At 68.3% G+C, this 17566-nt stretch carries 17 protein-coding genes, 3 tRNA genes and 2 pseudogenes; 10 read left to right on the top strand and 12 right to left on the bottom strand.

Going from position 1 to position 17566, the window contains the following annotated elements; genetic code table 11:
* Positions 1-43: 43 nt before the first annotated feature.
* The 4 genes from AQJ67_RS41730 to AQJ67_RS41715 all read right to left on the bottom strand — a co-directional run bounded on the left by AQJ67_RS41730 (position 44) and on the right by AQJ67_RS41715 (position 5810).
* Positions 44-1969 carry an ABC transporter ATP-binding protein gene (locus tag AQJ67_RS41730; protein ID WP_062724927.1) on the bottom strand — a complete coding sequence of 642 codons (1926 nt, stop codon included), beginning with the start codon at positions 1967-1969 and terminating at the stop codon, positions 44-46.
* The gene (locus tag AQJ67_RS41725) at positions 1969-3702 is read right to left on the bottom strand and encodes an ABC transporter ATP-binding protein (RefSeq protein WP_062724925.1); all 1734 of its coding nucleotides are present in this window, start codon (positions 3700-3702) and stop codon (positions 1969-1971) included. The genes AQJ67_RS41730 and AQJ67_RS41725 overlap by 1 nt, the downstream gene beginning before the upstream one ends.
* Positions 3703-3883: 181 nt before the next feature.
* The gene (locus AQJ67_RS41720; RefSeq protein ID WP_079056517.1) at positions 3884-5341 is read right to left on the bottom strand and encodes a xylulokinase; all 1458 of its coding nucleotides are present in this window, start codon (positions 5339-5341) and stop codon (positions 3884-3886) included.
* Between the two features lie 160 nt (positions 5342-5501).
* Positions 5502-5810: a YtxH domain-containing protein gene (locus AQJ67_RS41715; protein ID WP_062724923.1), complete on the bottom strand. Its 309-nt coding sequence runs from the start codon at positions 5808-5810 to the stop codon at positions 5502-5504.
* Between the two features lie 160 nt (positions 5811-5970).
* On the opposite strand from AQJ67_RS41715, the gene AQJ67_RS41710 reads away from it, so the two are divergent.
* The 4 genes from AQJ67_RS41710 (at position 5971) to AQJ67_RS41695 (ending at position 6814) form a co-directional block, all read left to right on the top strand.
* A tRNA-Asn gene (locus AQJ67_RS41710) sits at positions 5971-6043 on the top strand.
* A gap of 5 nt (positions 6044-6048) precedes the next feature.
* Positions 6049-6121: transfer RNA gene (locus AQJ67_RS41705), tRNA-Asn, on the top strand.
* Positions 6122-6297: 176 nt separating this feature from the next.
* A tRNA-Ile gene (locus tag AQJ67_RS41700) sits at positions 6298-6371 on the top strand.
* Positions 6372-6568: 197 nt separating this feature from the next.
* Positions 6569-6814 (top strand): hypothetical protein, encoded by a 246-nt coding sequence (locus tag AQJ67_RS41695; protein ID WP_062724921.1) that lies wholly within the window; start codon positions 6569-6571, stop codon positions 6812-6814.
* A gap of 255 nt (positions 6815-7069) precedes the next feature.
* Here the strand turns inward: AQJ67_RS41695 and AQJ67_RS41690 are convergent, their stop codons facing one another.
* The 4 genes from AQJ67_RS41690 to AQJ67_RS48045 all read right to left on the bottom strand — a co-directional run bounded on the left by AQJ67_RS41690 (position 7070) and on the right by AQJ67_RS48045 (position 8650).
* Positions 7070-7240, bottom strand: coding sequence for a hypothetical protein (locus AQJ67_RS41690; protein ID WP_244190780.1), 171 nt, complete (start codon positions 7238-7240; stop codon positions 7070-7072).
* A 165-nt stretch (positions 7241-7405) separates the two neighbouring features.
* Positions 7406-7543: a divalent cation tolerance protein CutA gene (gene cutA, locus AQJ67_RS46350; RefSeq protein WP_341846198.1), complete on the bottom strand. Its 138-nt coding sequence runs from the start codon at positions 7541-7543 to the stop codon at positions 7406-7408.
* Between the two features lie 492 nt (positions 7544-8035).
* Positions 8036-8326 carry a helix-turn-helix domain-containing protein gene (locus AQJ67_RS41685; protein ID WP_079056515.1) on the bottom strand — a complete coding sequence of 97 codons (291 nt, stop codon included), beginning with the start codon at positions 8324-8326 and terminating at the stop codon, positions 8036-8038.
* A gap of 81 nt (positions 8327-8407) precedes the next feature.
* Positions 8408-8650 (bottom strand): hypothetical protein, encoded by a 243-nt coding sequence (locus AQJ67_RS48045; RefSeq protein WP_159058930.1) that lies wholly within the window; start codon positions 8648-8650, stop codon positions 8408-8410.
* 541 nt (positions 8651-9191) lie between these two features.
* Between AQJ67_RS48045 and AQJ67_RS50300 the strand changes: the two genes are divergently transcribed.
* Together AQJ67_RS50300 and AQJ67_RS41680 are read left to right on the top strand one after the other, a co-directional pair.
* Positions 9192-9425: a DUF397 domain-containing protein gene (locus tag AQJ67_RS50300; protein ID WP_063807420.1), complete on the top strand. Its 234-nt coding sequence runs from the start codon at positions 9192-9194 to the stop codon at positions 9423-9425.
* 247 nt (positions 9426-9672) lie between these two features.
* Positions 9673-10503, top strand: a complete 831-nt coding sequence (locus AQJ67_RS41680) for an SAM-dependent methyltransferase (RefSeq protein WP_062725069.1) — start codon at positions 9673-9675, stop codon at positions 10501-10503.
* Between the two features lie 22 nt (positions 10504-10525).
* Here AQJ67_RS41680 and AQJ67_RS41675 read toward each other — a convergent pair whose 3' ends face one another.
* On the bottom strand, positions 10526-11461 hold the full coding sequence (locus AQJ67_RS41675; protein WP_062724915.1) for a helix-turn-helix domain-containing protein: 936 nt from the start codon (positions 11459-11461) through the stop codon (positions 10526-10528).
* 442 nt (positions 11462-11903) lie between these two features.
* On the opposite strand from AQJ67_RS41675, the gene AQJ67_RS41670 reads away from it, so the two are divergent.
* Positions 11904-12290 carry a hypothetical protein gene (locus AQJ67_RS41670; protein WP_062724913.1) on the top strand — a complete coding sequence of 129 codons (387 nt, stop codon included), beginning with the start codon at positions 11904-11906 and terminating at the stop codon, positions 12288-12290.
* Between the two features lie 117 nt (positions 12291-12407).
* Here AQJ67_RS41670 and AQJ67_RS41665 read toward each other — a convergent pair whose 3' ends face one another.
* Positions 12408-15380: a GDSL-type esterase/lipase family protein gene (locus AQJ67_RS41665; protein WP_062724911.1), complete on the bottom strand. Its 2973-nt coding sequence runs from the start codon at positions 15378-15380 to the stop codon at positions 12408-12410.
* A gap of 149 nt (positions 15381-15529) precedes the next feature.
* On the opposite strand from AQJ67_RS41665, the gene AQJ67_RS41660 reads away from it, so the two are divergent.
* Positions 15530-15838: a helix-turn-helix domain-containing protein gene (locus AQJ67_RS41660; RefSeq protein ID WP_062724909.1), complete on the top strand. Its 309-nt coding sequence runs from the start codon at positions 15530-15532 to the stop codon at positions 15836-15838.
* 30 nt (positions 15839-15868) lie between these two features.
* On the opposite strand, the pseudogene AQJ67_RS46340 reads toward AQJ67_RS41660, so the two are convergent.
* A pseudogene (locus tag AQJ67_RS46340) lies at positions 15869-16148 on the bottom strand (transposase); the annotation flags it as partial.
* A gap of 290 nt (positions 16149-16438) precedes the next feature.
* Positions 16439-16720, bottom strand: coding sequence for a cytochrome P450 (locus AQJ67_RS41650; protein ID WP_062724905.1), 282 nt, complete (start codon positions 16718-16720; stop codon positions 16439-16441).
* On the opposite strand from AQJ67_RS41650, the pseudogene AQJ67_RS41645 reads away from it, so the two are divergent.
* Positions 16707-17300: pseudogene (locus tag AQJ67_RS41645) on the top strand (EamA family transporter); the annotation flags it as partial. The gene AQJ67_RS41650 and the pseudogene AQJ67_RS41645 sit on opposite strands and share 14 nt — an antisense overlap.
* Before the next feature lie 68 nt (positions 17301-17368).
* Positions 17369-17566, top strand: a 198-nt coding sequence (locus tag AQJ67_RS41640; RefSeq protein ID WP_167366256.1) for a PadR family transcriptional regulator, incomplete at its 3' end; no start/stop codon positions are given.

Raw genomic sequence — 17566 nt, 5'->3', positions numbered from 1 at the left:
GGGCGCGGGGAACTGCGCGACCAGCCACAACAGACCCGCGGCCTCAGTCCACCTCGGCCACCGCCTGAGCGAACTGCGCCTTGTACAACCGCGCATACGCCCCGTCCGCCGCCAACAGCTCCCCGTGCGCACCCTGTTCCACGATCGAACCGTTCTCCATCACCAGAATCGTGTCCGCGTCCCGGATCGTCGACAACCGATGCGCGATCACGAACGACGTCCGCCCGTGCGCCAGCTTCGCCATCGCCTTCTGGATCAACACCTCCGTCCGGGTGTCGACCGACGACGTCGCCTCGTCCAGCACCAGGATCACCGGATCGGACAGGAACGCCCGCGCGATCGTGATCAGCTGCTTCTCACCCGCGCTGACCCCCGCCCCCTCGTCGTCGATCACCGTGTCGTACCCGTCGGGCAGCGTACGGATGAACCGGTCGGCGTGGGCGGCCCGCGCCGCCTCCTCGATCTCGCCCCGGCCGACGTCCCGCGACGCCCCGTACGCGATGTTCTCCGCGATCGTGCCGCCGAACAGCCACGTGTCCTGGAGCACCATCCCGATCCCGGCCCGCAGCTCGTCCCGGGACATACGGGAGATGTCGACGCCGTCGAGCGTGATACGACCCCCTGAGACGTCGTAGAAACGCATCAGCAGGTTCACCAGCGTCGTCTTGCCGGCCCCCGTCGGACCGACGATCGCGACCGTGTGCCCCGGCTCCACCGTCAGCGACAGGTCCTCGATCAGCGGCTTCTCGGGGTCGTACCGGAAGGACACCCCCTCCAGCGCCACCCGGCCGCGCAGCTCCTCCGGCCGCACGCCCGGTACCGGATCGGCCTCCTGCTCCTCCGCGTCCAGGAGTTCGAAGATCCGCTCGGCCGAGGCGACACCCGACTGCACGAGGTTCGCCATCGACGCGACCTGCGTCAGCGGCATCGAGAACTGCCGCGAGTACTGGATGAAGGCCTGCACGTCGCCGATGGAGAGGGAGCCCGACGCGACCCGCAGGCCGCCGACGACCGCGACGAGGACGTAGTTGATGTTCGACACGAACAGCATCAGCGGCTGCATCACACCGCTGTTGAACTGCGCCTTGAACCCGGCCTCGTACAGCGCCTCGTTCTGCTCGGCGAACTGCTTCGCCGACTCCTCCTGCCGTCCGAACACCTTCACCAGCGTGTGCCCGGTGTACATCTCCTCGACATGCGCGTTGAGCTTGCCGGTGGAGCGCCACTGCTGCACGAAGTGCGGCTGCGACCGCTTGCCGACCCGGGTGGCGACCACGAACGACAGCGGCACGGTCACCAGCGCGACCAGCGCCAGCAGCCACGACACCCAGAACATCATCGCCAGCACACCGACGATGGTCAGCACCGAGTTGATGAGCTGCCCCATCGACTGCTGGAGCGTCTGCCCGATGTTGTCGATGTCGTTCGTGGCGCGGGACAGCACCTCGCCGCGCTGCCGCTTGTCGAAGTACGACAGCGGCAGCCGCGACAGCTTCGTCTGCATGTCCTCGCGCATCCGGAACATGGTCCGGTTCACGGCCCGGTTCACCAGCCGCGTCGCCACCGCCATCAGCAGACCGGCGACGAGGAACACGGCGAGCGCGAACAGCAGTACGTTCCCCACCGCGCCGAAGTCGATGCCCTCGCCCGGTGTGAAGGCGGTGCTGCGCAGCATGTCGGCGACCTGGCCGTCGCCGCGCTCCCGCATCGCCGCGAGGACCTGGTCCTTGGTCATCCCGGGCTCGAACTGCCGCCCGACGATGCCCGCGAAGACCAGGTCGGTGGCCTCACCGAGGATCTTCGGCCCGGCGACCGACAGGCCCACGCTCACGACCACACAGAGCAGCAGCGCGTAGATCGTCAGCCGCTCGGGCCTGAACTGGGAGACCAGCCGTTTGCCCGACCCCTTGAAGTCCAGCGACCGCTGGTCGGGGCCGCCGCCGGCCATCATCCGTCCCATCCCGGCCATCAGGCAGCCTCCGCTTCCGTCAGCTGGGAGAGCACGATCTCCCGGTAGGTCTCGTTGTCCGCCATCAGCTCGTGGTGCCGGCCCGTGCCGACGACCCGCCCCTCGTCGAGGACGACGATCCGGTCCGCGTCCCGGATGGTCGCCACCCGCTGGGCGACGATGACGACGGTCGCCTCGGCGGTCTCCCGCGCGAGCGCCGCCCGCAGCGCGGCGTCGGTGGCGTAGTCGAGGGCGGAGAAGGAGTCGTCGAAGAGATAGATCTCCGGACGCTGTACGAGGGTCCGCGCGATGGCGAGGCGCTGGCGCTGACCGCCGGAGACGTTCGTGCCGCCCTGCGCGATGGGGGAGTCGAGCCCGTTCTCCAGCCGCTCCACGAACTCCTTGGCCTGCGCGACCTCCAGCGCGTGCCACAGCTCCTCGTCCGTCGCGTCCGGATTGCCGTAGCGAAGGTTGGTCGCCACGGTCCCGGCGAACAGGTACGGCTTCTGCGGGACGAGGCTCACGGTCTTCGCCAGCAGCCGGGGATCGATCGCCGACACGTCCTCGCCGTCCACGAGCACCCGCCCGTCGGTCGCGTCGAACAGCCGCGGGACCAGCCCCAGCAGCGTCGACTTCCCGCTGCCCGTCGAGCCGATCACGGCCGTCGTCTCACCCGGCAGCGCGACCAGGTCGATCGCCTTCAGCACCGGCTCCTCGGCACCCGGATAGCGGAAGCCCGCGCCCCGGATCTCCAGATGACCGTGCCGGCGCAGCTCCCGCACGGGCGCCACGGGCGGCACGACACTCGACTCCGTGCCCAGGACCTCCTGGATCCGCTCGGCGCACACCTCCGCGCGCGGCACCATCATGAACATGAAGGTGGCCATCATCACGGACATCACGATCTGCATGAGATAGGCGAGGAACGCGGTCAGATCACCGATCTGCATCCCGCCGCTGTCGATGCGGTGCGCCCCGAACCACACCACCGCGATGGACGACAGGTTCACCACGGTCATCACGATCGGGAACATCAGCGCGAGCAGCCTGCCGGTTCCCATCGCCATGTCGGTGAGGTCGGCGTTGGCCTTGCGGAACCGCTGCTGCTCGTACTCGTCGCGCACGAACGCGCGGATCACCCGGTTGCCGCTGATCTGCTCGCGCAGCACCCGGTTCACCGTGTCGAGCCGCACCTGCATGCTCCGGAACAGCGGCCGCAGCCGCCGTACGATCAAGGTCACGCTGATGCCGAGGACGGGCACGACCGCGACCAGCACGGCGGACAGCGGCACGTCCAGACCGAGGGCCAGCACGATGCCGCCCACGCACATGATCGGCGCCGACACCATCAGCGTGAACGTCATCAGCGCCAGCATCTGCACCTGCTGGACGTCATTGGTCGTCCGGGTGATCAGCGAGGGCGCGCCGAAGTGGCCGACCTCCCGCGCCGAGAACGACTGCACCCGGTCGAAGACGGCGGCCCGCATGTCCCGGCCGAGCGCCGCCGCGGTCCGGGCGCCGTAGTACACGGCACCGATGTTGCACACGACCTGCGCCAGCGAGATGCCGATCATCAGGGCGCCGTAGGACAGGATGTAGCCGGTGTCGCCGTTGACGACGCCCTGGTCGATGATGTCCGCGTTCAGCGTGGGCAGGTAGAGCGTGGCGCAGGTCTGCAGGAACTGCAGCAGCACCAGCCAGGCGAGAGGTTTCCGGTAGGGCCTGAGGTAGGTCCGCAGAAGTCGTATGAGCACGCTGCTTCTCTCGGAGTGGGCGGATCGTCGATGGGGGCGTTTGGTTGCCCTTGGCCCCTATCGTCGAACACTCCACCCGCGTTACCTCAACCGATTAAGCCGTCAGTGCGGCTTCGTACGGCCTTACGGGTACGACTCCTACCGGTCTCTTACGTTCCGCCGCCTCGGCCCTACGCCCTCCCTACGACCGGAACGCCCCGGGATGCGTCTGCTCCCGCACCGACACGAACTGCTGCCGCACCGCCTGCCCCACCGCCAGTTCCTCGCCCGGCTCCAGCACCTGCGCGGCCGCACCCTGCCAGACCGGCGGCGTGCGCGGGTCGAGCGTGCCCTGCGACACACCGAGCGCCCAGGCGGCCTGCCGGGCCGCGCCGATCGCCGCGTAGTCCGCCGGCTGCGGTACGACGACCTGCGCCCCGAACAGCGACGGCGCCGCCGCCTGCACCGCGGGCAGCTCGGCCGCCGCGCCCAGCAGGAAGACCCGCCGCACCTCCACGCCCCGGCCGCGCAGCACGTCCAACGCGTCCGCCAGTCCGCACAACATGCCCTCGAACGCGGCCCGCGCAAGATGCTCCGGCTTCATCGACTCCCGCCGCAGCCCCGCCAGCGTGCCCGCGGTGTGCGGCAGACTCGGCGTCCGCTCACCCTCCAGATACGGCAGCAGCACGAGCCCGTGCGACCCCGGCGTCGACTTCATCGCCAGGTCGGACAGCCCCTCCAGATCGGGCACCCCGAGGAGTTCGGCGGCGCCGCGCAGGGTGCGTACGGCGTTGAGGGTGGTGACGACCGGGAGATGCATACCGGTCGCGTCGGCCAGGGAGGTGATCATCCCCGAACTGTCGACGAGCGCCTCGGGGTGCACGGCCATGACAGAACCCGACGCCCCGAGCGACACCACCGCGTCCCCCAGCCCGATGCCGAGCCCGAACGCGGCCGCCATGGTCTCGCCGGTCCCTGCGGAGATCAGCAGCCCCTCCGGGGTCGTACCAGCCGCCTCCGCCGGCCCGATCACCTCGGGCAGCATCGCCTGATGGCCGAGCGCCAGCTCCACGAGATCACTGCGGTAGGCGCCGGTGGCCGCGGACCAGTACCCCGTCCCGGAGGCCCCGCCCCGATCTGTGGTCCTTCTCACGGGCCGCCCGAGCAGCTGCCACACCAGCCAGTCGTGTGCCTGCATGAGAACGGCGGCGCGTACGGCGTTCTCGGGCTCGGTCTTGGCCATCCACCGCAGCTTGGTCACCGGCTGCGCGGCCTGCGGCACACACCCCACGGCCTGCGCCCACGCCTCCCGGCCGCCCAGCGCGTCGACCAGATCGGCCGCCGCCACCTGCGCCCGCTTGTCGCCGCCGACCATCGCCGGACGCACGGTGTTGCCCTGCGCGTCGAGCGGGACCACCGCGTTCTGCTGCGCCGACACCCCGATGGCCTGCACACCTTCGAGCAGCCCGCCGCCGGCCGCCTCCCCGAGGGACAGCAGCCAGGCCTGCGGATCGACGTCGGAGGGCCGGGAGCCGGAGCCCTCCGGCGCGTCGACCGGATGCGGGGCGTACCCCTGCCTGAGCACGGCCCCTGAGTCCGTGTCGCATACGACGATGCGCGTGAAATCGGGCGAACTGTCCAGCCCGGCGACTATCCCCATGGCCCAAATTGTGCCGTAGCGCTGCGCTGGCTTGGGCCGTGGGCGGCGTGGGGGTTCGTGTGGGTTCTCGGGTGCGGGTTGTGGGTGGCTGGGCGCGCAGTTCCCCGCGCCCCTGGGTTGGCCGGCGTCACCGGCGTCCAAGAGGTGCTGCCAGCTGCTGTCACGTGTTGCTGGTGCCCCAGTCGTCCTCTGCGCCTCCGTTGTGGGCGCTGCGTTCTCGGAGGGAGCGGACCCGGTCGGCGACCGAGGTGGGGACTCGGTCGGAGACCTTGTCGCTGACCGTGTGGTACGCCTTGCCCGCGAAGTGGCGGCCCTGCTGGGCGGCCGACTCGGCGGTGTTGCGTACGGCGGGGTTCTGGGAGATCTCCCGGGCCGTCTTCTTCAACTGCTCGTAGCGCTCGCGTCCGGCGCGTGTGCCGAGGACGTAACCGACGGCGAGCCCGATGACGAACGTGAGCCGGTAGCGCATGGCTGCCACCCTTCCCTTGCGTAGGTCCCTGGTGCGGCGTCGGTGCCGAGGGGAACCGATTGGCGGAGCACCCCCCTGCTTGCGCTAATGTATGTGTCGCAGCGAGCGCACGCCCCCTGGCGAATACCCAGGTAGGTGCGTTCGATGCAAAACGAGACCTTCCTCGGTAGCTCAATTGGCAGAGCAGCCGGCTGTTAACCGGCAGGTTACTGGTTCGAGTCCAGTCCGGGGAGCTCGGTCCTCCGTAGCTCAATTGGCAGAGCAGCCGGCTGTTAACCGGCAGGTTACTGGTTCGAGTCCAGTCGGGGGAGCACTGAACGAGGACCCCGTAGGGGTCCTTTTTCATGTTCGGGTTCATGTCCTGGAACCGTGCAGGTCGCAGGGGAGTCCTTCAGGGCATGCGAAGTCGACCATACGAAGCAGGAGATCGTATGAGCGGCTATGCTGCGGCAGACGGCGCGCACACATGTACGCGACACGCCGCTATGGGGCGGTAGCTCAGCCGGTTAGAGCAGCGGACTCATAATCCGTCGGCCGTGGGTTCGAGTCCCACCCGCCCCACTCTCACGGTTTGATGCAGGAACGTTTTCACCTGCGGAAGCAGGTCAGCCCCTCCGTCTCGGAGGGGCTCTTGTCGTCTCTGAAGATCGTTAGCTCAGCCGACGCTCAGCCGAAGTGCTGCCGATCATGGCGAGAGGCTGCGGATGGGATCCGTGCCGGGAACCCTGGCAGGAGTCGGATCGAACTGGGGAGGAACCGTGTCTGAAGACCCTACGGGCGGCTACGCCACCAATCCGCGCGAGACGAAGCTCCTGATGACTCAGAGCATCGAGGACGTGACGCGATTCATGGAGGGCGCCGAGATGCTCGGGACAGGCCTCCAAGTGCGGCGGGTTGCAATCCCGAAAGGGCACGCCGATCCCTACGTCTTCCAGGAGTGGTGGGAAGTTCGAGTCTTCGACGACCCCCACCTTGGCCGTGAGTACGAACCCAAGCGGACATGAAGGGGCGTGCCGCCCTCCAGGTGCTCACGGAGTACGAGGGCGGGCTACCCGTGCCCGGCACGCCGTCGCGCCGGGTCCAGGCGTCTACCAGTTGGTGCGCGTACACGGATGCCAGTGCCTGCCGCTGCGTCCGGTCGGCAGCGTGCAACGCCTGCCTCCGCCCGGGTGCTCCTGCCAGCAGTAGCGGTGTCCGTTGGGAACGCGGATCGGGGTGGTGGTCTTCACGGGCTGGTCTCTCTCGTGCGGGCTCGCGGGTCAGCCGTCAGAGAGGGTGCGGACGATCAGGATGCGGGCCAGGAGGCGTTCCGGTGTGGGGTCTGGCTTCACCAGGCCCGCGTGCTCGCGGTGCGCGTAGGCATCCCACCCCGGCCCACTCAGGTCCGGCTCGTGCCAGAGGAACACCGCGTCATCCGGGTCCGTGATCAAACCATCGCAGTCCCTCGGCGCACTCAAGGTTGACGTTCGCACCGTGGGCGTCCACGGCCTTGCAGGTCGGACACGTTACGCAGTGTTCTCCCAGACGCCGGAAGGCGGCCTGCTGCCGTGTCTCGCTCCCGGGGGCGAGTCGCTCGAAGTGATCACACGGGGCGTTCAGGACGCGGGCTCCTCGAAGGGGCACCCCTTCGAGCCGGCCTCGATCGCGACGGCGGCGATCTCCGGGTTCTGCCACGGATGGTGCTCCAACAGGTGGGCTTCCAGTTCCGGGTAGCGGGCCCGGGTGGTTGTCAGCAGTAGCCTCCCCTAGGCTTCGCAGAGGAGGTCCATTTGACCTGCGTAAACGCGGTGGATGGGTTCTTTTATCCCGTTTTTTGTGCTGACGTGTCAGCGTGGTGGTGCTGACGGATGACCCTCGACCCCCATTTTTCGGGGGTTTGCACGACGCTCGTCTCGGTGGCAGTCGAGGTGAGAGAGCTCCTGGGGTCTATTCGAAGCTGCGACGGAGCGTCAGCTGGGCGGGCAGGTATGGGAAGGGGTTTCGACGGGGTGGTCGTCGCAGACCGTCAGAGGTCTGTCATCGAGGCCTTTCGCGGAGGCCCTGGCGGACGGTGTGGATGAAATGGTCCGCGTTGGCGGAGCCGATGGTGGCGGTGTAGCCGCGTCGCGGCAGTGACCACACGCCTTCGATCGGGGTTGAGTTCGGGTGCGTGTGCGGGTAACTGGAGGGCGGTCAGCCAGTCCTGGCCATCAATGAACGCGAGCTCGTTGGCCCGTAGTAGCTCCCTAGGCGGTCCCATCTGACCGTTGCGTGATGCTCTGGCAGCGGCGCTCGTGTTCGTCGACCCAGACCTTCAGCAGGATGTGATGGTCGGCACCGCAGGCGCGGGCGAAGCGGATGGTTAGGCGTCGGCTGGGGAAGCGGTCGCCGGACAGGACGGCGGCGACGCGGGTTGGATCCACACCGATGCGGCGGACGAGTTCCTCGGTGGTCAGTCCGCTCTGGCGCTGGATCTGCTCCATGACCAGGCCGATGTGGGTCGCGTGGAATAAGGACGTGCGCGGTGTTTGACGCATGTGCAGGACCCCGCGTGTGCTGGAGGGTTGGTGTTCGGGTTGGTGAGGGGGTGCTGTCTGGGCAGCACCCCCTCGCGGTGGTCAGTGGGGCTGGTCGAGGAGATCGTGGCCGTGCCGGTGGCGGGTGAGGCGCAGGCCGAGCAGGACCAGGAATCCGGCGGTGCTCAGCCAGTGCCCCTGCGGCTGGAGGAACAGCACCTGGCCGGCCTGCCCCAGCGCGAGTTCAAGGCAGCCGCTCAGGCACGGCTCGCACACGCGGATGCGTGCGGTGCGGGGACGGGCGTGGCGCGGTTTACCGCGTCGTCGCCGAGGGGAGGGGGTCATAGCGCTCTCCTGGATGGAGGGTTGTGGACACGGGGCCCCGGCGAAGGATTCCCACATCGCTGCTGCCGGGGCCTGGTGCCGCCCGGTCCTGTGGCCGAGCGCGACCGACGGTAGGAGAAACACGGCAGGCCGTCTGGCTGTTCGTCGCGCCGACAGCGCGCCCGCGCTTTTGGTGCGACGAACAGAGTTGGGTTCGCCTGCTGCGAACCTGAGTTGAGTGTTCGACCGCTGCGATCCGTATGAGCCGTATGTGATTCATCTTCGCGCTGGTGAAAGACCTGCCTCCCTTGGCGCGCGGACGTGTGTGCGGGTGCGTTCGAATGATGCGCTGGAGGTCGGGACGCGTTCAGGTGGTGCTCTGATGACGCGATGAACACGGTTGGCGCGGACGCGCATTTGCAGGCAGCTCGACAGTTGATTCAAGACATTGTCGCTTCAACCAGGCATATCTGCCGGAAGGTGTGGCGATCCTCCTAGCGTCGGACCGAAATGCAATTGCATTCGGGCAACGGGGTGTTCGTTCGCCGCAGGAGGTCGTCCGGTGGAGAAGCCGACGCGTGTACACAGCAGTTCCGCGGACAGCGGCCGACGGGGTCGGGTCGTCTGGCGGAAAAGTTCGCACAGCACGTCCAACGGGATGTGTCTGGAGGTGGCGGAGCCGTCCGAAGGTCAGGTCTGGTTCCGTGATTCGAAGGTGCCCGGCGGCTCGGTGATCGCTTTATCCAGGGGGGCGGCGTCCTTCTTCGCCTCCGCCGTGGGGCGCGGGGAGCTGTAGCCGGGGTATGGAGCGGTGCCGTCCGGTCGTGTACGCACCTGCAAAGGCGCGTGTCCGGGCGGCTGCCGTCGGGCCGAGGTTGCCGGAACCTGTGATTCCGCGATCGCGTCCGGATGCAGAGGTGCTCGGAAGTCTCACAAAGTCATTCAGTGCTCGACATTCCCGGTGACGGCCTGTAATCAGGAGCACAATGCAAGTGCATTCCGCCGCTGACATGGGCGGACGGTCGCGGGGCGTCGGGAGGATCATGGTGGGCGAGCAGTCCGGGCCTGCGTGCAGCAGGGGAACGGACTTAGGCCAGGGCAAGGCGCACAGTGCACGGATGTACGACTACTTGCTTGGTGGGAAGACCAACTACGCGGTAGATCGCGAAGCGGCCGAGACGGTCATGCGCCTGTTTCCCGCAGCCGAGACCGCGGCCCGCGTCAACCGGGCCTTCATGCACCGCGCGGTACGGGCCCTTGCCCGGCTGGGGGTGCGCCAGTTCATCGATCTGGGCACCGGGATACCGATGTCACCCAACCTGCACGAGGTCGCCCAGAGCGTCACGCCGGAGTGCCGGATTGCCTACGTGGACAACGACCCGATCGTGCTCGTCTACGCCGACGCTCTCCTCAATGGCACTGCCGAGGGCGAGACCCGCTGCGTCCAGGCCGACGCGACCGAGCCGGCCGCTGTCATCGACGCGGTCAGGAGCGAGGGCGTCATCGACTTCGGACAGCCGGTCGCGCTGAGCCTGCACTCCCTGCTGGAGTACGTCACCGACGATCACGAGCCCTACCGCATTGTCCACCGCCTCATGCAGGAGCTGCCCTCGGGCTCGTACCTGAGTCTGTCGCACGCCACCGGGGACTTCGTGCCGGACGCCTGGGAGTCGATCGTCGACGTCTACACGCAAGCCGGAACGGCCATCCAAGTCCGAACCCGGGCCGAGGTGTTGAGGTTCTTTGAGGGGCTGGAGCTGATCGAGCCGGGCCTGGTCGTCGGGCACCGATGGCGGCCCGAGCCGGGCAGCGGCCCGGTTCTGGTGAGCGATGCGCAGGTGTCCCTCTATGCCGGCGTGGCCCGTAAACCCTGACCGACGGGGCGGGAGCGGCTGCTCAGCGGCGGTAGTGACGCAAGAGGAGGTCACTGATCCTGCGGCGGGCCTGATGGGGCGCCAGCGAGGCATGTAGCAGCGCGTCGAATGCCTTGACGCGCTGGTCGACCGCCTCGTCGTCTTCGATGATCAGACCGCCATCGAACCCCTCTGCGTAGACGAGGGTGGGCAGCCTGCCGGCGAAGTCGAAGATCGTCGTCGGTCCCAGCTCGACGGGCAGGTCATAGCGACCCAGTTCGGCAAGCCGGAACTGGTAGCGCCGATCGGTGGACAAGTCGAGCAGATGCTCCAACTGCCCGCGCATGACCTGTGCGGATCCGAACGGCCGGAGCAGGGTGGCCTCGTCGATGATGAAGATGCCGTGCTTGTCTGCGGGTGCGCCGGCAAAGCGCGCTGTACGTTCCTGGCGCAGCTCTGTCCGGGCATCGCGTTCCTCGACCGTGCCGCTCCCTCGGCTGATCACGGCCCGCGCATAGGCCTGGGTCTGCAACAGGCCATGAAGCTGGAGAGGCTCGTACGACCTGATCCGCTCTGCCATGTCCTCAAAACTCACCGCTGCCTGCAGGTACTGTGGTGCCGCCCACGACCACGGCTGCCACCACGCTGCCTCGTTGGCCTCGGCGGCCAGTCCGCGCAACCGCTCCTGCTCGATGGGATCGCTGACGTTGTACCGCTGGAAGAGCGCGGGCAGGTCGCGGGCCGGGACCTTGAAGTACCCGCTCTCCATTCGGCTCACCTTCGAGGACGAACCGCCCAGGAAGCGGGCTACCTCGCTCTGCTTCAGGTTGAGGCGGTCGCGCAACTTGCGCAGGGCGTAGCCCAACATCATCCGCTTGCCGGACGGCGCGGGCTCGTCCCGCAGGTACCGCACGCCACGGCCGGATTTGGGGCTCCCGTTGTTGCACGGGTCCTCGGCCCCTGCGAACTGCTGGACCACTGTTGCTCCTTGACGCTACAAACGTAGAGTAAACCTTTCAGCACTCATCGTGCATGAATCGCGCGGCTTCGGCAGTGGAATCGTAAGAAAGTCCCAATATCGTTTGCATGCGTGACTCGCACCGCCCCGCCCCGCCCGCCCGCCCGCCCACAAGAAAAGCGAAGGCGCACACGCCGCGTCAACGTGGCGTTGGGTGGCGCGAGTTGGCGCCCATCACGGCGCGCTGCTTCTCGGACACCGGGCCGGAGGGCATCTCGTCAGGTTGGCTGGAATGGGCCTGCGGGGCAGATCACCGGCCCGTCCGGCTTGGCGTGACTGCCCTGCCCGTCGGGCGGCGGGGCCACCCGTCGGGAGTGTCAGTCAGGACTTTCACAGTGAGTAGCGTGAGCGATCTTCCTGACCGCGGCCGACTGTCGACGACCTCTCTCAGCTCATCCCAGAGGTGGTCCCGGACGGCGAGGCAGACCCGGAACTCGTCACCATCGGCGAGCGTTACTGGGCTCTGGCCGGCTTCGCCCCGGAGCTCGGGACACCCGTGTGGTGCGAGAAGGTCAAGGACATCGACACCTCGGGCTGGGGCCGCCAGATCTACGCTGTCGCGGCGGCCGGCGTGCGGGCCGTCGTTCCTGGACGCTTGTGCCCCCAGTGCGCGGGGCCGCTCAGTCTCACGTCGCGGACCGCGTTCCAACAGCTCTGCGACGGTCAGGATCCCGTCTGTGTGGAGTGCACCGAGTCGCTGATGGCCGCAGTGCGCATCGTCGTTGACCCGGCGCGTAAGGCCAAGCGCGAGTGTAGGATCTCGCGGCTCGTGGCAATTGTGGTCGCTTGACCTGCTGTTTCGCGGGTTGTCTCACGTCCTGGCCAGGGTGCGCTGTCTCAACGTCGTGTCATTTCCTCACGAGAGTCTTCTTGGCCGCGTTGCGTGGTGTCGTGTCTTCCTTCGCCTCTAGTTGCCGCCGCGGTTCAGCCAGGCCCGGACGGCGCCACCGTCGTACACGACGAGGTAGTCAGCCTTGCCGTCGCCGCTGATGTCGGCGAACTGCACGTACGGGCGGGGGTAGCCGGACTCGCGGGCCCAGTTGTAGCGGGCCTCGAAGCTGCCCTCGCCTCCGCCACCCCGGTTGAGGAAGGCGTGCACAGCCGCACCGTCCGCGCCGACCTGGAGGTAGTCGGCCTTCCCGTCACCGTCGGCGTCGGCGAACCGGACGGCCTGCAGCGACGACCCCCTGGTGCCGCCGGCCCAGTCGAGCCGGAGCTTCCAGGCGTCCGCGGCGGGTTTGCCATCGCTGTCCTGGCCGCCCTGGTTGACGTACACGTGGGCGGCGCCTGCGTCGCTGACGCGCAGGATGTCGTCGCGGCCGTCGCCGTTGATGTCGGCGAAGCGGAGGTGGTCGCTGGTGAAGCCGTCGCCGGCGAAGACGACTCCCCACAGCTCGAAGTTGAGGCGGGACGCCTTGCCGGGGGTGCTGCTCTGTCCGCCGCCGGTGTTGCGCCAGGCGCGGACGGCGCCGTTGGGGCTGACCTGGAGGTAGTCGTCGCGGCCGTCGCCGTCGATGTCGGCGAACCGCACCTCGCCGTCGACCTTGATGTCGTACCGGCCGACGTCCGCCCAGTCGGGCTGGCCGGGCTGGCCGACGGTGTTGATCGAGGCGCGGAAGTTGCCGTCCGCCGCGACCTGCACGTAGTCGGCGCGCTGGTCACCGTTGAGTTCGGCGAGGACCGGGCGGCCGAACCGCTCGCCGTAGCCGGGCACGATCACGCCCAGGCGACGCCACCCGTCGCCCAGCGCGGTGCCGCCGGAACCGACACCCGATCCGGTGCCGTCGCCGTCCTCGACCCCGGGGTTGTGGTCCGGGTCGCAGTCGGTGGGCGCCTGCTCCGGCAGCGGGGTGCTGATCCAGCCCTTGGCCTCGGCCTGGACCACACCGGCGTACCAGGCGTCGGCCATCTTGGCGTACCCGGCGTCGGTCGGGTGGGCGTCGTTCTCCAAGCCGTCGCTGACCAGGACGCGCTCCATGTCCACCAGCAGGACGTGCTTCTTCTCGCTCTGCAACTGGCCCACCACGTCGGTCAGGGCGGCGTTGTAGGCGTCGATGCGCGGTTGCAGCCCGGCCTTGCCGGTGGGGATCAGCTTCGCCACCAGGACGACGGCGCGGGGTGAGTCCTTCAGCGTGCGGTCGACCAGGGCCTTGAGCCGGGCGGGCGCGGTCGGCAGGCGGAAGTCCTGGTTCATGTCGTTGGTGCCGGCGTGCAGGGTGACGACGTTCGGCTGGTACCGCGGCACGCTGCACGCCGCGAAGCCGGCGATCTCGTCGATCCGGTCGCCCGGGTGTCCCTCGTTGTCGGGGTCGCTCATCGAGCCGGCCCGCACCGACCCGACGAAGTCGACGGTCTGCGCGGACCGCTTGATCTTGTCGTGCAGTTCGTCGCGGTAGCCGTTGCCGTCCGAGCTCGCCAACCCGAAGGTGATCGAGTCACCCAGCGGCATCAGACGGATCCGCTTCTCCTCCAGCGGTCCCGGCTCGGTCGGCTCCGGGTCGGTCGGAGGGATCTCGGCGTCCGTGAAGTCCCACTTGTACGTTCCCTGGCCGAAGCCGATCACCGGGTGGTCGGCGCCGGGTTCGGTGATCGCCTTGAGTGCCCGCGGCTCGTTGGCGTACGGGTCGATGAGCGACCCGCCGGACAGCCCCCAGTCCTGGTCCTTGTTGTTCACATCGCACGAGTCCCAGAAGCCGTCGCGGGTCAGGCAGCGGCCGGACTCCTCGAAGGTGACCTTCAGGCGGTAGGTGCCACGCAGGCCGAGGAGAAGGGTGACGTGTTCGTTCGCGGTGCCGGCCTTCTTCTGCAACCTCGCCTTGTCCTCCCGGGGCGCCTTGACCAGGACCCAGTCCCGCCAGCGCCACTCCTGCGGAGACACCCGGAACCTGTACCCCACCGCGGGAAGGCAGTAGTCCTCCTCCGCCGCCGCGGCGCGTGCGGCCAGTGTCTGCGGGGCCCGGCAGCCGCCGGCGCCGCCGCCGTTGCCGATGTGGGCGCCGATGGCGATGATGATGGAGTAGTAGACCATCCAGTGGTCGGAGTTGACGCCGCGTGACCGGACGTTGAAGTTCCGCTGGTTGCCCCGGCTGTGGTAGGCGAAGTCAGGTTCGCTTCCGTGCTGATGGGTCGGCTGGAACGAGCGGATGATGTGCCGTTGCAGCGCGTCGGGCAGCCTGGCCGGATCGTAGTTGAAGTCGGCCAGCACCATGTAGTCCGAGTTGGGCGAGCTGAGCTCGATGTGCCGCCCGGCCATCCGGATGATTTCCCGGTGGTCGTTGGCATTGCCGCCGTTGGACTGGGCGTGGGCGGTGAAGTACCAATGTTCGCCGATCTGGATGCCGAGCATCGGCCGGTCACCGCCCGTGGACCAGTTCACCGCGAGCTGCGCGGCGTCCCGGACGGGGCCGGTCTCGGAGGCCGGGTCGGGGGATCGCACCGCGAACGCGAGGCCGTTGCGCTGCTGGCCGGTCGAGGAGAAGTAGATGTAGACGTTGCGGGGGCGGGATGTGGTGCCGACGTTCCAGCGGTACTCGTAGACGCCGCCGTCCCCGAGGATCCGGCCGGTGAACTCGGCTGATTCGGGCTGCGTGTTCCCCGCTTCCTGCAGGGCGATGACGTCGATGCCCTCCGCGGCCGTGTCAGGGAACTCCGGCGCGATGCAGGGCCGCCAGCGGTCCTCCTTCTTCCCGCAGTCGCCGTTCTCCTTGCCGTTCATGTTCCACGAGGCGAACTTCTTCGGGAACTCGCCGTCGTCCGCGGCCGACACCGACGTCGGTGCCGCGACGATCGCGAGGCACGACGCGGCGATGATCGCCACCGACACGAGCACCGCGAGTAACCGGCCACGGGCCTTCGCGGCGCGATCCAGCAGACCAGTCACGGTGTCTCCTCGTGGCGTCGTCCGACGCGTCGCTCGATGGCATCGCACGTCGTCCCGCGGGGCACGGGTCAGGTGGGCCGAGAGATCACACTAGCGTGCTAATACATATTGATCTGAAAGAGTAGGTATTCTGTGTCGTTGGTCCCTGCGTGAGTGAACTGGTATGGGACGCGCGGCAGTTGTCGCCGTCGGCGCAGGAGGCTCTTCGGCTGCGGGCGGTGGCGGTGTTGGTGGCGGGCCGGACTCGCGAGGATGTCGTGGCGGTGTTCCAGGTCTCGCTCAAGGCCGTGGACAACTGGTGGGCTAAGTGGTGGGCAGGCGGGCGCGAAACACTCGTGGCTCAGCCGCGCGGGCGCAGGGTCGACGAGCATCAAATTCTCGATGCGGTCGAGCAGCAGGCGATCCGGCAGACCGTGCTGGATTACAGGCTTTGTGACCTGGGACTGTCCGGACAGTGACTCTGTCCTGCAATCGGTGCTGCGTGGTAATCACTGGAGGAGGAGTCGGTGGCGGAGCAGGGGGAACCCGGCTCGGCCGTTCATCTGCCTCATGATCCGCTGGGTCGCGTGTTGACGCCCTCGGTGCGTCCGTTGTGGTACGGGAGCATGAGACCGGCGTCAACGGCGGCGCGGTCGAGTTCGAGACCGTTCGCGAAGGAGTGCAGGTGGGGCACGTCGGTGGCGCGGACTGTGGTGATCCAGTCGGTGAGCTTGGCGTCGTTGTCCTCTGCTGGGCCAGTAGCTGAGCGAACTCGCCGGTGAGGCGGGCGTGACGGCCGTGTCCGGACCGATCCCGACCAGGGCGACATCGAGCCGGTCCTGCGCAGGGCGGCGGCGTTGCAGGAAGCTCCGGGCCGCCCGCCTCATTCACGACGACTCACCGCTCCCCCCGGGGGGCACCATGGGCAACGCATCCGGGCGGGCCGCGGCCGCCGCTACTTCCCGCACCGTGTGTCCTGACGCGGGACGCAAACTGCAGCGGGCCAGGACAGTAGCCACATTGACCACCATCGTCGCCCAGACGTAGGCATCTCCGATGCATTTGCGGCTCCCCGCGCCTTAGGGAATGAACGCCGATCTGGGTAGTGCAGGCCCATCCGGCAGCCACCGGTGCGGGTCGAAGCGCTCGGGACCCGGGTACACACTCGGGTCCTTGTGCAGGGCGTAGAGGCTGAAGCCCATCTCCGTACCCGGGGGGATCGAAACGCCGCCGATGGTCAGAGGCTGGATTGCGCGACGCATGAAGAAGGGAAGCGAGTGCAGGCGGGACGCTTCGTTGAGGACCCGGTTGGTGTAGTCGAGCTTGGGGAAATCTTCATAGCGGACCGGCCTGGCGGTCACCTTGGAGTTCCTCGGGCCGCTCACGATCGCCCTCGCCGCCTCGCCGCCTCGCCCGCGCCGCCGCGTCGACGCCTTCTTCGCGATGGTCGCCGCAGCCGTCGTGATCACCCTGATGCGCCCCCAGCCCTCGACCGACTACGTCGGGATGGGCCTGGGCCCGGGCCTGCTGGCCGCGTGCTGCTGGGCGTCGTACATCCTCCTCGACCGCACTGTCGGCCGCCGCATCCCGGGCGCACAGGGTTCCGCCACGGCGGCCGGCATCTCCGCGCTGACCTTCCTGCCGGTCGGCATCGTCCTCGTCCCGCACCGGACGCCGACCGCCGAGGTCGTCGGCTATGCCGTCGTGGCCGGTGTGCTCTCCTCCGCGGTGTCCTACCTCGCCGAGCTGTTCACCCTGCGCCGCGTGCCCGCCGAGGCGCTGGGGCTCTTCATGAGCGTCAACCCCCTTCTTGCCGCCCTCGTGGGCTGGATCGGCCTCGGCCAGGAGCTCGGGTGGCAGGGGTGGGCGAGCATCGCCGCCGTCGTGGCCGCCAGCACCCTCAGCATCCTCGCGCGACGCGGCTGGCCGCAGGTGACGTGACCGGTCCCGCACGGCCTACACGCCAGGTGTATACATGCCGCGTATACACGGCGTGTAGAGTGCCGCTCATGTCCATTGGTCACACCCTCCTAGGGCTCCTGGAAACCGGCCCGCGTCATGGCTACGACCTGAAGCGGGCCTTTGACGAGAAGTTCGGTCACGACCGGCCGCTGCACTACGGCCAGGTCTACTCGACGATGTCCCGGCTGCTGAAGAACGGGCTCGTCGAGGTCGACGGGATCGAGGCGGGCGGCGGGCCCGAGCGT

It is taken from the genome of Streptomyces caeruleatus, assembly GCF_001514235.1.
Lineage (GTDB): Bacteria > Actinomycetota > Actinomycetes > Streptomycetales > Streptomycetaceae > Streptomyces > Streptomyces caeruleatus.
This window is presented reverse-complemented; position numbering and strand designations above follow the sequence as displayed.